The sequence below is a fragment of the Caulobacter sp. B11 genome (assembly GCF_002737765.1).
Taxonomy (GTDB): Bacteria; Pseudomonadota; Alphaproteobacteria; order Caulobacterales; family Caulobacteraceae; genus Caulobacter.
In genome coordinates, this window is sequence record NZ_PEGG01000018.1 from 1 (window position 1) to 14,212 (window position 14,212).

Annotated in this window: 13 protein-coding genes; 6 read left to right on the plus strand and 7 right to left on the minus strand. The window is 68.5% G+C overall.

Features of this window, described 5'->3' with window-relative positions; genetic code table 11:
- The 7 genes from CSW58_RS01365 to CSW58_RS13925 all read right to left on the minus strand — a co-directional run.
- The coding region (locus CSW58_RS01365) for a hypothetical protein (protein ID WP_201721547.1) at nt 1-482 on the minus strand (482 nt) is incomplete at its 3' end.
- Nucleotides 409-1,878, minus strand: a complete 1,470-nt coding sequence (locus tag CSW58_RS01370) for a radical SAM protein (protein WP_161494535.1) — start codon at nt 1,876-1,878, stop codon at nt 409-411. The genes CSW58_RS01370 and CSW58_RS01365, both read right to left, overlap by 74 nt.
- A gap of 10 nt (nt 1,879-1,888) precedes the next feature.
- Nucleotides 1,889-2,698, minus strand: a complete 810-nt coding sequence (locus CSW58_RS13920; protein WP_161494536.1) for a DUF6445 family protein — start codon at nt 2,696-2,698, stop codon at nt 1,889-1,891.
- Nucleotides 2,688-3,965: a SagB family peptide dehydrogenase gene (locus tag CSW58_RS01375; protein WP_099446012.1), complete on the minus strand. Its 1,278-nt coding sequence runs from the start codon at nt 3,963-3,965 to the stop codon at nt 2,688-2,690. The genes CSW58_RS13920 and CSW58_RS01375 overlap by 11 nt, the downstream gene beginning before the upstream one ends.
- Nucleotides 3,966-4,117: 152 nt before the next feature.
- Nucleotides 4,118-6,343, minus strand: coding sequence for a TOMM precursor leader peptide-binding protein (locus CSW58_RS01380; RefSeq protein ID WP_099446013.1), 2,226 nt, complete (start codon nt 6,341-6,343; stop codon nt 4,118-4,120).
- Between the two features lie 84 nt (nt 6,344-6,427).
- A complete protein-coding gene (locus CSW58_RS01385) occupies nt 6,428-6,739 on the minus strand; it encodes a hypothetical protein (protein ID WP_143755041.1) in 312 nt (103 codons plus the stop codon).
- Between the two features lie 204 nt (nt 6,740-6,943).
- On the minus strand, nt 6,944-7,360 hold the full coding sequence (locus CSW58_RS13925; RefSeq protein WP_161494537.1) for a hypothetical protein: 417 nt from the start codon (nt 7,358-7,360) through the stop codon (nt 6,944-6,946).
- On the opposite strand from CSW58_RS13925, the gene CSW58_RS01395 reads away from it, so the two are divergent.
- The 6 genes from CSW58_RS01395 to CSW58_RS01415 form a co-directional block, all read left to right on the plus strand.
- Complete coding sequence (locus tag CSW58_RS01395; protein WP_236627579.1) at nt 7,359-9,977, plus strand: CHASE3 domain-containing protein; 2,619 nt, start codon at nt 7,359-7,361, stop codon at nt 9,975-9,977. The two genes, CSW58_RS13925 and CSW58_RS01395, sit on opposite strands and share 2 nt — an antisense overlap.
- Nucleotides 9,962-10,783, plus strand: coding sequence for a response regulator (locus CSW58_RS14610; RefSeq protein ID WP_236627581.1), 822 nt, complete (start codon nt 9,962-9,964; stop codon nt 10,781-10,783). Before CSW58_RS01395 ends, CSW58_RS14610 begins: the two co-directional genes overlap by 16 nt.
- A 9-nt stretch (nt 10,784-10,792) precedes the next feature.
- On the plus strand, nt 10,793-11,614 hold the full coding sequence (locus CSW58_RS01400; RefSeq protein WP_099446015.1) for a protein-glutamate O-methyltransferase CheR: 822 nt from the start codon (nt 10,793-10,795) through the stop codon (nt 11,612-11,614).
- Nucleotides 11,611-12,186 carry a chemotaxis protein CheB gene (locus CSW58_RS01405; protein WP_099446016.1) on the plus strand — a complete coding sequence of 192 codons (576 nt, stop codon included), beginning with the start codon at nt 11,611-11,613 and terminating at the stop codon, nt 12,184-12,186. The genes CSW58_RS01400 and CSW58_RS01405 overlap by 4 nt, the downstream gene beginning before the upstream one ends.
- Nucleotides 12,186-13,337, plus strand: a complete 1,152-nt coding sequence (locus CSW58_RS01410) for a hybrid sensor histidine kinase/response regulator (protein WP_236627580.1) — start codon at nt 12,186-12,188, stop codon at nt 13,335-13,337. The genes CSW58_RS01405 and CSW58_RS01410 overlap by 1 nt, the downstream gene beginning before the upstream one ends.
- A gap of 106 nt (nt 13,338-13,443) precedes the next feature.
- Nucleotides 13,444-14,212, plus strand: a 769-nt coding sequence (locus tag CSW58_RS01415; protein ID WP_148665637.1) for a TonB-dependent receptor plug domain-containing protein, incomplete at its 3' end; no start/stop codon positions are given.

Below are 14,212 nucleotides of genomic sequence, written 5' to 3' on the forward strand. Positions count from 1 at the left end.
GCGTCGAGCCGCTCGGGGTCGTAGGCCCAGTACTTTTCGGGCGGCAAGCCGAACAGGGCCAGGGCCCCGACGGCGGTCCGCAGATAGGCTCCGGAATCGCCGGTCATGCTCAGCAGGCTTCGCGAGACCTTGTAGAGGAACATCCGCGAGCCGACGAAGACCCGCTTGTTCAGATGGGCCTGGACCAGGTTCATCAGGGCCACGGCGGCATGGGCGGTGCAGGCGTTGAGCGGGCCCTGGTCCACGACCGGGCCACAATGGGCGCGCAGGCTGAGGGCGGTCGGCGGCGGGGCCATCGCCTTGAGGCTTGGCCTGGCGCGGCCCTTGGCGCTCAACCGATGCAAGGGGCCGCCGACCTGTCGGGCCAGGAGCTGGACGTGCGGATCCTGCAGCATGTCGATGTCGCGATCATCGCGCGGGTCGGGCTGGAGACCGGCGATCAGCGTGCCGGCCTTGCTCAGGGGCGGGAGCGGGCCGCTCATCGCAGCGGCTCCCGGAGGGGGCCGAGAGGGCCGGCGAGCGCGCGGCCGGGGCCGCGGCGACGATGTGGGGCGCCGCCAGGCCCTCGGGCTGATAGAAAGGATGGCCCGCGCGGGCATAGGCGCCGCCGAACAGGCGATAGAGGCCGAAATATTCGCGCATGAAGTCCTCGCGCGGCAGCTTGGTCTCGGTCACCGGGTGCTGCAGGTCGAACAGCTCCCAATCGGGCCGACCATTGGCCTGCATGTGAAGAATGCCGTCAAAGCTCTCGCAGGCGGGGGTCCCGGGGATCGGGGTCAGGATGGTGAAGGTCGGATAGTCGACGCCATTGTCCTCGATGAACCGCGCCAGCTGGGCGAACTCCTCGTGACCATATTGCGGGCTGACGATGAAGTTGGACATCACCGCTATGCCCATCTCGCGGGCCATGTTCAGGCCGGCGATGATCTCGTCGCGCTTCTGGCGCTTCTGGTAGCTGGCCAGTTCCGCGTCGAAGATGGTCTCGACCCCGAAGAACAGGCGCTTGAGGCCGATGTCGCGCCACAGGGCCATCACGTCCAGATGGTTCATGAAGGTGTCGATGCGGCAGTAGGCGAAATAGTCGTGGTCGAGCCCCGCCGCCTGGATGGCCTGGCCGAGGGCCAGCATCCGCTTGGCGTTGATGAACGGCTCGTCGTCGACCAGGAAGATGTTGCGCTCCTTGATCGAGGCGATCTCCTCGACCACCCGGTCGATGTCGCGGCGGTGATACTGGCCGTCCATGATCCGCCACAGGGAACAGAACGAGCAGCGATAGGGGCAGCCGACCGTGGTGCGCATCAGCGCGATCGGCTTCATCCAGTCGATGAAGTAGCGGGACCGATCGGCGGCGACCACCGCGCGGTTGGGCGGCGGAATGGCGTCGATGTCAAACGCCGGGGCCTTGCCGCCGAACACGAAGTCCGCGTCCTCGGTCCGCGACCAGACCCCGGCCAGCGGCGCGACCGGGACGTCGGCGGCCAGGCGTTCCAGCAGGATCTGGAACGGCCCCACGCCCTCGCCGGTGACGATATGGTCGACCTCGGGAACCTGGAAATCCTCGGGCATGATGGTGGCGTGATGGCCGCCCACCACCGTCGTGGCCTGGGGCGCCACACGCCGCACATGGCGGCACAGCTCCAGCATCCGCAGCACGTGCATCGAATAGCCGGTCACGCCCACCACGTCGGGCTGGGCGCTCAGCAGGGTCAGGTCCAGCTTGTCGGGATGCAGGCGCAGGTCGAGGATCTGGACCTCGTGGCCCAGCGCGATCGCCACCGAGGCCAGATATTCCAGGGCCAGGGGCTCGGCGATGGCCCCCTCGTCGCCATAGCCGATGATCTCGCGGCGGCAGTTGGGATAGATCAGCAGGATACGCATCCGGGTGGGCTCACGGATTGCCGACGATGTCGGCCGGGACGACATCCAGGAACAGGCTTTGGGTGAGGCGGGTCGCGGCGCGATCCCCGGCCGGCGCCAGGCGGGTGATGTGCGGCGAGTGGAAGGCGCGAGCGTCATAGACGACCAGGCGGTTGAACCGCATCTCCACCAGTTCGGTCATCTCCCAGTGCGAATTGCTTTGGACCAGATAGCCCGGCGGCAGGTCGGTCAGGCCCTCCAGCAACAGCCGCTCGATCGACCGGGCGGTGTCGGGGCCTGGCGACAGTCGCTCGCCCGGGGCGCGGACCAGGCCGGTGCGGCGGTGACGCCAGAACGAGGTGCCGCCCGCCGCGCCCGTCCCCTGCCCCGACCGCGGCCCGAGATAGACCACCCCGGCATAGTCGCAGAAGGTGTCGTAGTGCGGCTGGCGCTGCATCGGGCCGAGGGCCTGAGGCGGAGTCTCGACCCGGGCGAAGGTGGTGTCGCCGTAATAGGGGGAAAAGCCGAGACGGCGGCCCAGGCGCGGCCCCAGCAGCGTGTTGACCAGGGCCTCCAGCCCGCGCGGCCGGATCGAGACCGCGGCGAAGCGGCCGGGATAGAGGCCGCCGGGGCGCTCGAAGTCGAGCTCCAGGGCCAGGCCTTGAACGGCGTGGGGATCGGCATAGAGCCCGTCGACCACCACCGCCGGCGACCCACCGATCACGCGGTGCTCGACCGTCATGGCGCTTGGGTCGGCCAGGGCCAGGATCTCGCGCAGGCCAGCGCTCGGCGGCGGCCCTGACGCCTGGGACGGCGCGGTGGCGGCGAGGCTAACCGACATGGGGCTCGACCTCGCGGCTGCCCAGGGCGAACTCCCCGACCGAGGCCTCGATCAGAGGGTCCAGACCGCTGGCCTCGGCGAACAGGTCGCTGTCGCCGCCGCCCATGGCGCAGGGGGCCAGACCCATGTCCGTCGCGACCAGATAGAGCGTCTGGTAGAGCACCCCCACATGCTTGAGCACCAGGGCATAGACCATCGACCGGTACTTCCAGGACAGGCGCTGGAACCGCGCGGTCACCACCAGCAGCACCTGCGGCCGACCCGCGCCGCCGAGGGTGGCCGAGGCCTGGTCGAGCAGGGCCTCACTGGCCGGGCCGGGCGCGCCCAGGCGCTCGAGGGCGTGGTCGCCGGCGCGATAGTGATAGAGGCCGCGATCCAGCCCCGCGCAGCGATCGACGACCAGATAGAGCTCCAGCTCGTGCAGGGCGCCGCCGGCCGGATAGGGCCGGGCCGCCAGCTCGCCATGCTCGGTCGGCAAGGTCCGCAGGTGGCGCGCCGCGCGATGCAGGAAGGCGCCCAGCCGGGCCAGGTCGATCGGCTCGGCGCCGTGGGTCCGGATCGACCGTCGCCGGCCCATGACGGAGGCCAGGCTGGCGGTCACCTCGTCCGCCTCGCCCGGCGCCGGGGCCAGGGCCACCTGGACGCCCTCTCCGGCCGGCTTGAGGGCCGGCAGCGGCGCGAGGTCGGGAAAGGCGTAAACCCCGCCATAGGGCTGCTCGTGCCGGCCCAGGCGGCTGCGGCCATGGAACAGCAGATCGTGGAATTCCCACTGCCGGGCCGCGTCGCTCTCGACGGCCGCTTCGGGCTCGACGAAATTGCCGGCGACCAGCAGGCCGAGCAGGTCGAGGGCGGCCTGCCGGTCCAGGCCGGTGTCGGCGGCCAGGTCGTCGGCGACGGCTCCCGATCCCAGGCGGTGCAGGGCCGCCGCGCCGCGCGGATCGTGCACCAGGATCCGCGCCGTCGACAGCGGGCTTTCCAGCACCAGGGCCGCGTCGTCACGGCGCAGATAGGCGAAGCGCGACAGCCGCCAACCCTGCTCGGGATCGACGCCGGCGCGTGGCGCGGCCCGCTTGCCCGCCATCGGGACCAGGGTGGCCAGGGGCGTATCGCCGGCCACGGCCATGCGGTGGACCAGGCCCTTGGCGTCCAACTGGGCCAGCAGGTACATCAGCATCGGCGCCAGGGCCGGATCCGTCACCGTCGCCAGCAGGCCGGTCTCGCTCAGGCCGAGCGTCAGGGCGGAGATCGCCGGCTCGAGAGTCAGCATCGGACCGCTCAGGGTCAGGCGCCGCGAAAGCCGTCGATCGCCAGCCGTCCTCGTGGCGTCGGATCGTCGCGCCAGCGACAGGATCAGGCGGTAGCCGGCCTGGGCGAGGGTTGCGCCGACCCGTCCATGTCAGAAGAAGATCCCGATCGGGTTCAGGTCGGCCTCGGCGGTGGGACGGTCCACCCAGCCCATGGCCACCGGGACGTCGTAGACCGGCCCGGCCCGAACCGCTTCCAGAAATGCCGCAGGCCCGGGACCATGACCTTGGCGACCGACAGGCCGATATCGGCTGGGTCTGGTCGAGCACCAGCAGTTCGGAGCCAATCGACTCCGCCAGGGCCGCGCAGCGCTGGACCGTGGCCAGGATGGATGTCGTCGTCCTGGGGGCCGGGGAAGTCGCCGGGCCCGCGCGGCGCGAGGTCGGCGGCCGGGGCCAGATAGGTCTGGTCGGCCAGGGTGGCGGTGCGCCACCACTCCACGGCGTCGGGGTCGTGAAACCAGTAGACCGTCTCGCCCTGGGCGTTGGTCTTGTTGACCGCCGGCATGAACTGGTTGACCTCGGTCAGGGCCCGCATCAGGGCCAGCCGGGCGTCGAAATGCGCGCCGAAGCCGATGACGATGTCCTCGGTCCCGCGGTCGATGCGCCGGGAGATCGCGGCGAAACACGGCACGCCCAGGTCGGAGGTGATGTCCAGGGCCCAGGTCTCGCGACCATCCCGGCGGTAGGCTTCGACCAGGCGATCGAAATAGGGGTCGCGGAAGGCGGCGATATCGACGCCGGGCCGGCTGATGCGATTGTACCACCACAGGGCCACGGCGTCGCGCTCGACCAGCTCCAGGAAGCCCTGGACGATGGCCTCCTCAAGAGTGTTGCCGGCCGCGTTGCCATTGGCGTCGCAGGTGGTGAAATACTGGGCCTTGAGGTCGGGGTGGCCGTAGTAGCAATAGGCCGACGGCACATAGACGAAGTCCTGGCGCTTGAACGACCAGGCCGGCGTCCAGCCGATCACCCGGTCCGGGTCGAACGGGACGGGGGCCTTGTGGTAGGCTGACTTCTGGCGGGCGTTCCAGCCCTTCTGGTCGTTCAGCTGGGCGGCGCTGAAGGTCATCAGGTCGTTGGGATGCAGGGCCCGCGCGCCCAGGTCGCTCAGGCTGGCGCGGCTTTCGATCTCGCCGCCGTTATAAAGGCCGGAATAGCGCTCGATCGCCTCGCAGACGGCGCTGACCCGCGCCTGGATATCGCTGGCCCCCTTGCCGCCGCTGCGGCCGCGCATGTTCTGCAGCAGCCACCCGAGGGTGTTGTCCATCATCGCGAAATTGTGGCCGGCCGAATAGCTGAACGACAGGCCGCTCTCGTCGCCCTCATGCATGTTGGTCAGGTTGGTGACGACGCCGGTGATGGCGCTGACATGATGCTTGAGCCGGCGATAGGTGACGTCCGGCGGGGTCACCCGGTGGCCGCCGTCGGCGCGAAAGCGGATCTGGCCCGAGGCCAGGGCCGGCGCCCGCGGCGCGCGGGCGTTATAGTCGCTGTCGCCGCAGCAGGGACACTGGGGTCGCCGCACCAGCTCATGGCGCTGGCTGGTCCAGTCGCGGGTGTCGAGGCTGAGCACAGCGCCGTCGAACGCGGTCTGGGACCCGACGCAGGCCTTGGCGACCTCGGCGGCGATCATGTTGGCGGCGACGGCCAGGTGCGGCGGATAGGCCGAGCGCGACAGCCGCGGCGCCTCGCCGGCCAGATTTTCCAGGAACCTCTCGACCTGGCGGTTGGCGCGAAGGCGGTTGGCCAGGCATTCCCAGCAGCCGGTGCGCCGGGGCCGAAACAGCGGTCCCAGCCAGACCTGGGTCCCGGTGGGCTTGGCCAGCAGCCAGGGCGCGCCCGACGCCATCTGGGCGGCGTTGAGCGCGGCCAGTTCCGGCCGCAGATAGTCGTCGGTCACCGCGATCACCAGCTCGGCGTCGTCGCAAACGGCGATACCGGCCTCGCCCAGCGCCGCGCGGAGAGGCGCCAGATCGACGTCGCCGATCGCCGTCAGGCGCACGCTGGAGGCCGACAGGCGGTCGCCGGCGTTGCGGGCGGTGAGGCCCAGAGCCTGCCAGAAGGCCCGACTGGCGCGCGGCGCGGTCGGTTCGGCCTCGCGCACGAAGCCCTGTCGCTCCAGGTGGGTCAGGGCATAGAGGATTTCGGGCGGCGACAGGTGGTCGCTGTGCCGAGAGAACAGGTCCGTCAGGCCGTTCTCGCCGGTCAGGTCCGAGGCCAGTCGCGCGAACGGCTTGCCGGTCAGGACAAAATAGTCGTGCTCGTTGATCAGAACGACATTGTCTTCATCAACGACCTGAACATGCAGGGCGTCGCTCCACTGGGGAAAGTCGAGCACTCCTGAGCCTCCACGCTTGGCGAATGAACCTTGGGCCTTTGGGGGTGGACGCGGCGGCGGGCTGCGCCGCCGCGTCGCTTCAGGTCAGGTGCAGGTGCAGCAGGGGCAGCAGCAGCAGCAGTAGGAGGTGTCGCCCACGGTATCGCCCGAGGACTGCACGCCCAGCTGCGGCTGGCTCGGCACGTACAGGATGTACTTGCCGGTCGTGGCGCCCTCTTTCCAGGCGGCGATCTGCGCGCTTACGTCCGGCGCGCCACTGCCCGGTTCGATGGTGACCGTGCCCTTGCCGGGGTTCAGGCCGACATTCTTGGCGACGGCGGTGGGGTTGGATTCCAACAGGTTCTTGAAGCTGGGGTCGGTCCAGGCTTCGACCAGAAGCTTGGAATAAGCATGCACGAACGCTTGATCTTGGGGACTCAGGTTGGCCATGACGATCCTCGCTAACGTTGCAGTTAACTAAACCTCTAAGTTGTTAACATGGGCGATACACGTGAGTCCATGGAATTGTGCCGGCGGCTTTTACGCCCATGAGATGCATTGAATCTCTGGTGTGAGCCCGTTCCAGGGCGACCCGCCCGCCCGCCGAGACGACGTTGATCGTCACGCTGGCCCCATGGGAACCCAGTCGGGGTCATGCGCGTTCGGACCTAACACGGAGCTACGCCCCATGATCTTGACGCGCCCCTTGCCCTCGTCGCCACCCTGGCCGGCGGCCTGCTGATCCTCGGCGCCTGCGACGGGGATTCCGGCCAGACGCAAAGGGCCACCGGCAAGATCAAGTCCGCCGCCGGATCCGTCACCGGCGACGAGGCCCTGAAGCGGCAGGGCAAGAAGGACGAGGTGGTGGGCGGCGTGAAGACGGCGGCCAGCGACCTCAAGGGCGCCGTGAAGGACGCCAAGGACTAGTCCGCCACGCTCCCGAGCCTTTCGACGTGTAAGATAGGCCGCGACGCCTTCGCCTGAATTCCGGATCTCGCCCATGGGCGCGATCACCGTTCCTTGTTTCGAGACCCGCATGTCCGTGACCCAAGCCCGCCGCGCCTCGCCCTTCCGATCGCCCCTGGAAACCTGGTCGGTGGTTGGACTGGCGACCGTCCTCGCCTTCTTCCTGATCAGCGGCGCGATCGCCTATCGCAACATCGAGATCCTGCGGAAGAACAACGAGCGGATCCAGCATACCCACAGCGTGCTCATCGCGATCAGCGACCTGCTGTCGACGGCGCAGGAAGCCGAAACCGGCCAGCGCGGCTATCTACTGACCGGCAAGGACCAGTACCTCGAGCCCTATAACCGGGCGGTGTCCGACGTCGCCGTTCGGACCGATGCGCTCGCGACCCTGACCCAGGACAACCCGACCCAACAGGCCAATCTGCTTCCGGTCCGCCGCCATATCGACGCCAAGCTGGCCGAGCTCAAAACGACCATTGACCTCAGTCGCCTTCAGAGCCGGCAGGCGGCGATCGCCACGGTGGCGAGCGACCGGGGCAAGGTCGAGATGGACGCCGTCCGAACGCATCTCGATGTCATGCGCGCCGAGGAGGTTCGTCTCCGCAGGGCCTGGCTCGCAGAAATGAAGGACGCCAACCGCACGACCCTGGCCAGCAGCGTCATCTCGACCCTGCTCGGCGCGCTGTTGACGGTCGCCGTCTTCCTGCTGATCCGCCGAGGCGCCCGACAGCGGGCGCGGCAGGAATGGCTGCAACTGGGCCAGGTCGGGCTTTCGACCGCCATGATGGGCGAACAATCGGTCGAGGCGCTCGCCGACAGCATCCTGGCCTTCCTGGCGCGCTTTGTCGGCTTCCAGGCCGGCGCGCTGTTCAAGGGCGAGAACGGCGAGTTCTACCGCGCCGCGGCCCTGGGCATTCCGGCGGACGCGGATGTGCCACGCCGCTTCAAGCTCAAGGAAGGCCTGCTGGGACAGGTCGCCGCCGATGGTCAGCCGATGACCCTGCACGACGTGCCGGACGGCTATATGGCCATTGGCTCGGGCCTCGGCCACGACAAGCCGAGGCACCTTGTCATCGTCCCGGCCCGCGCCGATCAGGTCATCAACGGCGTCATCGAGCTCGGCTTTCTGCATCCGGTCGACGACCTCGTTCTCGAACTGCTGGACCAGGCGTCGGCCGCGATCGGCATCGCCCTGCGCTCGGCGCGCTATCGATCGGAACTGCAGGCCGTCCTCGAGGAAACCCTGCGCCAGTCCGAGGAGCTGCAGGTCCAGAGCGAGGAGCTGCGCGTTTCCAACGAGGAGCTTGCCGAACAGAGCGGCGCGCTGCGGGAAGCCCAGACTCGCCTCGAACAACAACAGGTCGAGCTTGAGCAGACCAACAGCCAGCTGGAAGAACAGGCCCGAACCCTGGAAGCGCAGCGCGACGACCTGGAGCGCACGGCCGTGGCGGTGCAGTTGAAGGCCCGGGAACTGGAACAGGCCAGCCAGTACAAGACCGACTTCCTGGCAAACATGTCGCATGAGCTGCGCACGCCGCTCAACTCGCTGCTGATCCTGTCCAAGCTGCTCGGCGACAATCCCAACGGCAACCTGACGGGCGAACAGGTCAAGTACGCCCAGACCATCCAGTCGTCGGGCAATGACCTGCTGACCCTGATCAATGACATTCTGGACCTGTCGAAGATCGAGGCGGGCCACATCCAGATGCGGCCCGAGAGCCTCCCCCTGCAGCGGCTGACCAGCGACCTGCGGCAATTGTTCCAGCCCGTCGCCGACGAGCGCAAGCTGGTGTTCGAGATCGAGGTGGCCCCGGACTGCCCGCCGGTCATCGAGACCGATCGCCAGCGCCTGGAGCAGATCCTCAAGAACCTGCTGTCCAACGCCTTCAAGTTCACGGAGGCAGGCAGCGTCCGGCTGTCGGTCGCGCCGGCGGCCGGCGACCGCATCGCCTTCGCGGTGACGGATTCCGGCATCGGCATCGCCCGCGAGCAGCAGGAAGGCATCTTCGAGGCCTTCCGCCAGGCGGACGGCACGATCAGTCGACGCTATGGCGGCACCGGACTGGGCCTGTCGATCTCGCGCGAGCTGTCGCGCCTGTTGGGCGGAGCGATCGCGCTGAAGAGCCAGCCGGGCGAAGGCAGCACCTTCACCATCACCCTGCCGGTGACCCATGATCCCGGTCAAATCGCTCCGCGCGAACAGCCGACGCGCATCGAAATCGCGCCGGAGGCCCCGTCGCAGGCCGGTCGCCCCGCACCCCTGCCGCAGACCATCGAGGATGACCGCGAGCACCTGACCAGCGGTCGCCGTGCCCTGCTGGTCATCGAGGACGACGACAAGTTCGCCGCCATCCTGCGCGATCTCGCCCGCGAGATGGGCTTTCAATGCCTCGTGGCCGGCACGGCCGAGGAGGCGCTGCGCCTGGCCAAGGAACTCAAGCCCAGCGCGGTGATCCTCGACCTGGGCCTGCCCGACCAGTCGGCCTGGCGGTCCTGGATCGTCTCAAGCGCGACAACGCCACCCGGCACATTCCCATCCATGTGGTGTCGGGCTCCGACCACAGCCAGACGGCCCTGTCGCTCGGCGCGGTCGGCTATCTGGTCAAGCCGGCCAAGCGGGAGGACCTGGCCGCGGTGCTCACCACCCTGGAAGCCAAGCTGGCCAGCCGGGTGCGCCGCGTCCTGATCGTCGAGGACGACACGGTTCAGCGCGAGGCGGTCAGCAAGCTGCTGTCGTCCGGCGACGTCGAGACCGTCGGGGTCGGCACCGCCGCCGAATGCCTGGAGCAGCTCGCTCAGAACACCTTCGACTGCATGGTCCTGGACCTGTCCCTGCCCGACGCCTCGGGCTTCTCGCTGCTGGAGACCCTAAGCCAGGACGGGCGTCACGCCTTCCCGCCGGTCATCGTCTATACCGGCCACGACCTGTCGCCCGAGGACGAGCAGCGGCTGCGGCGCTATTCCAGCTCGATCATCATCAAGGGGGCCAAGTCGCCCGAGCGCCTGCTCGACGAGGTGTCGCTGTTCCTGCACCAGGTGGTGGCCGAACTGCCGCCCGAGCAGCAGAAGATGATCCAGACGGCGCGCAATCGCGACGCCATGCTCGAAGGCCGCCGTGTGCTGATCGTCGAGGATGACATCCGCAACGTCTATTCCCTGACCAGCGTGCTGGAGCCCCGCGGGGCCACGGTGCAGATCGCCCGCAACGGCCAGGAGGCGATTGACGCCCTGGCCAAATCGGCCGGGGATCCCTCCAACGTCATCGACCTGGTGCTGATGGACGTGATGATGCCGGTGCTCGACGGCCTGGAAGCGACGCGCCGGATCCGCGCCGACGCCCGATGGGCCAGGCTGCCGATCCTGATGCTGACCGCCAAGGCCATGCCCGACGACCAGGAACGCTGCATCGCGGCGGGCGCGAACGACTACATGGCCAAGCCCCTGGACGTGGACAAGCTGCTGTCGCTCGTCCGGGTCTGGATGCCGCGATAGGCATGACCCATGCCTGACTCCGTGGTCAATCTCGAGATCCAGCTGCTGCTGGAGGCGCTGTTCCAGCGCTATCACTACGACTTTCGCAGCTATGCGCGGGCGTCGATCAAGCGACGCCTGGTGCAGGCCCGCGACCAGCTCGGCTTCAGCATTTCAGCCCTGCAGGAGCGGGTGCTGCACGACCCGGCCATGCTGCCGCGCCTGCTCGGCTATCTCACCGTGCAGGTCAGCGAGATGTTTCGGGATCCGTCCTATTTCCGGGCGTTGCGCGAGAAGGTCCTGCCGCATCTGCGGACCTATCCCTCCCTGCGGATCTGGATCGCCGGCTGCAGCAGCGGCGAGGAGGTCTATTCCCTGGCCATCCTGTTTCGCGAGGAGGGTCTCTATCAACGGACCCTGTTCTACGCGACCGACATCAACCCCGACGCCCTGCGCGCGGCCGAAGCCGGGGTCTTCGCCCTGGACCGGATCCAGAAGTTCACCGAGAACCACCAGAAGTCGGGCGGAAAGTCCTCGCTGTCCGACTACTACACCGCCGACTATGGGCGGGCCGTCTTCGACAAGGGCCTGCGCGAGCGCGTCGTGTTCTCCGACCACAGCCTGGTGACCGATTCCGTCTTCGCCGAGATGCACCTGATCTCCTGCCGAAACGTGATGATCTATTTCGACCGGCCGCTGCAGGATCGCGCCATCGGCCTGTTCCGCGACTCGCTGGCCCGCAAGGGCTTCCTGGGCCTTGGGTCCAAGGAGAGCCTGCGCTTTTCCGATCACGCCGACGCCTTCGCCGACTTCGTGCCGGACGAGAAGATCTATCAAAGGCGCGAGCCATGACCGGGCCGGCTATCAAGGCGGTGGTGATCGGCGCCTCGGCGGGCGCCGTGCAGGCGCTTTTGACCATCCTGCCGGTCCTGCCCCTCGACTACGCCCTGCCGGTGCTGGTCGTTGTCCATGTCCCGCCCGACCGCGACAATGCGCTGGTGCCCCTGTTCCAGTCCAAGTGCCGACTGCCGGTCAAGGAGGCCGAGGACAAGGAAACCCTGATCGGCGGCGTGGTCTATTTCGCCCCGTCCGACTATCACCTGCTCGTCGAGACGAAGGGCGCCCTGGCCCTGTCTATGGACGAGCCTGTCAACTATTCGCGTCCGTCGATCGACGTGCTGTTCGAGAGCGCCGCCGACGCCTTCGAGACCGCCCTGGTCGGGATCATTCTCACCGGCGCCAATCATGACGGCGCGGCGGGCCTCAAGGCCGTGGTCGCGGCGGGCGGCGCGGCGATCGTCGAGGACCCCGCCGAGGCCTATGCCGACGCCATGCCGCGGGCGGCCCTGCAGGCCTGTCCGGACGCGACGGTCATGAACCTGAACGCCATAACATCGTACCTGTCGACCCTGGGGACCGCATGATGGTCGCGGACGCACCGATCAATTTCCTCCTGGTCGACGACCTGGAAGAGAACCTGCTGGCGCTGGAAGCCCTGCTTCAGCGCGACGGCCTGACCTGCCTCAAGGCGCGCTCGGGCGAGGAGGCGCTGGAGCTGCTTCTGGTGCACGACGTCGCGCTCGCCCTGCTCGACGTGCAGATGCCGGGCATGGACGGGTTCCAGCTGGCCGAATACATCCGCGGCAACGCCCGGGCGCGGCATATCCCGATCATCTTCGTCACCGCCGGCAGCGCCGATCTGCAAAGGCGGTTTCGCGGCTACGAGGCCGGGGCGGTGGACTTCATCCACAAGCCGATCGAGCCGACCGTTCTGCGCAGCAAGGCCAATGTCTTCTTCGATCTGCACCAGCAGCGCCAGCAGATCCAGCGCCAGCGCGACGAACTGGAGCTCGCCGCCGAGGCCCTAAGGCGCGCCGATCGTCACAAGGACAGCTTCCTCGCCGTCCTGGCCCATGAGCTGCGCAATCCCGTCGCCGCCCTGAGCGGCGGCTTTCACCTGCTCAACAAGGACATCTCGCCCGAGCGCGCGGCCGACATCCGCAACCGCATGGACCGCATGCTCACCCACCTGTCGCATCTGGTCGATGACCTGCTCGACGCCTCGCGGGTCAGCCAGGGCAAGATCGCCCTGAAGACGGAGCGGGTGGAACTGGGCGAGGTCCTGCGATCGGCGATCGATGCGAGCCAGCACAATCTCGACGCCGGCGGGCACCGGTTCATCACCGACCTGCCCAGCGAACCGGTCTGGCTGTGGGCCGATCACACCCGTCTGGCCCAGATTGTCTCCAACCTTCTCAACAACGCCGCCAAATATACGCCGGCCGGCGGAACGGTCTCGCTCTCGGCCAGGGCCCTGGATGACGCGGTGACGATCAGCGTTTCCGACACCGGCGTCGGGATTCCCGTCGACATGCAATCGAAGATCTTCGAGATCTTCGCCCAGGTCGAAGCCCATCTGGCCAAGGCGCAGGGCGGCCTCGGCATCGGTCTGGCCCTGGTCAGGCAGCTGGTGACCCTGCATGGCGGCACGATCGAGGTGGAGAGCGCCGGGCCGAACCTGGGAAGCGTCTTCACCGTCAGGCTTCCGCTTGAGGCCGTGCCACCCGCCGCTTAGCGGCGCCGAGGACTGATTGTGCGCGCGCGGCGGCCTGTCTAAAAGCCTCGAAACAGTCGAAGGGACCACGGCATTGGCGACGGGACGTCTTCGCGGCCGGCTCGGCCTGGCCCTTGGGGCGGTCGTCGGCCTGGCCGCGGTCGGCCCAGCCAGCGCCCAGGACGTCGAGGCGATTTCCGTCTGGGGCCGGCGGGCCAACGCGCTTGGCCGGGCGATGTCGGCCAGCGAGGGCCGCGTGGCCTTCAGCGACTTCGCGGCGCGGCCGTTGTCGCGCCCGGGCGAACTGGCCGAGGTGGTGCCGGGCCTGGCCGCCACCCAGCATTCCGGCGCGGGCAAGGCCAACCAGTATTTCCTGCGCGGCTTCAACCTGGACCACGGGACCGACCTGGCCGCCTCGCTCGACGGCGCGCCCCTGAACCTGCCGTCCCACGCCCATGGCCAGGGCTATCTCGATCTCAACCCCCTGACGCCCGAGTTCATCCACGACATCAGCTTCCGCAAGGGTCCCTACGCGGCCGAGAACGGCGACTTCGCCACCGCCGCCGCGGTGGCCTTCGAGACCGCCGACCACCTGCACGGCGACGGGATTCAAGCCTGGATCGGCCAGAACCAGGCCTATCGCCTGGTCGGCGCCAAGGCCCTGAGCGACAATCTCATCGTCGCCGCCGACCTGACCGCCGCGCGCGGGCCCTGGACCACCCCGGAAGACCTGAGCAAGGCCAGCCTGCTGGGCAAGGCGCAGGTGGGCGGCTGGTCGATCACCGCCCTGGCCTACGAGGCGCGCTGGACCTCGACCGACCAGATTCCCCGGCGGGCGGTCGAGGCCGGAACCCTGGGCCGCTTCGACGCGGTCGACGCCACCGACGGCGGCGAGA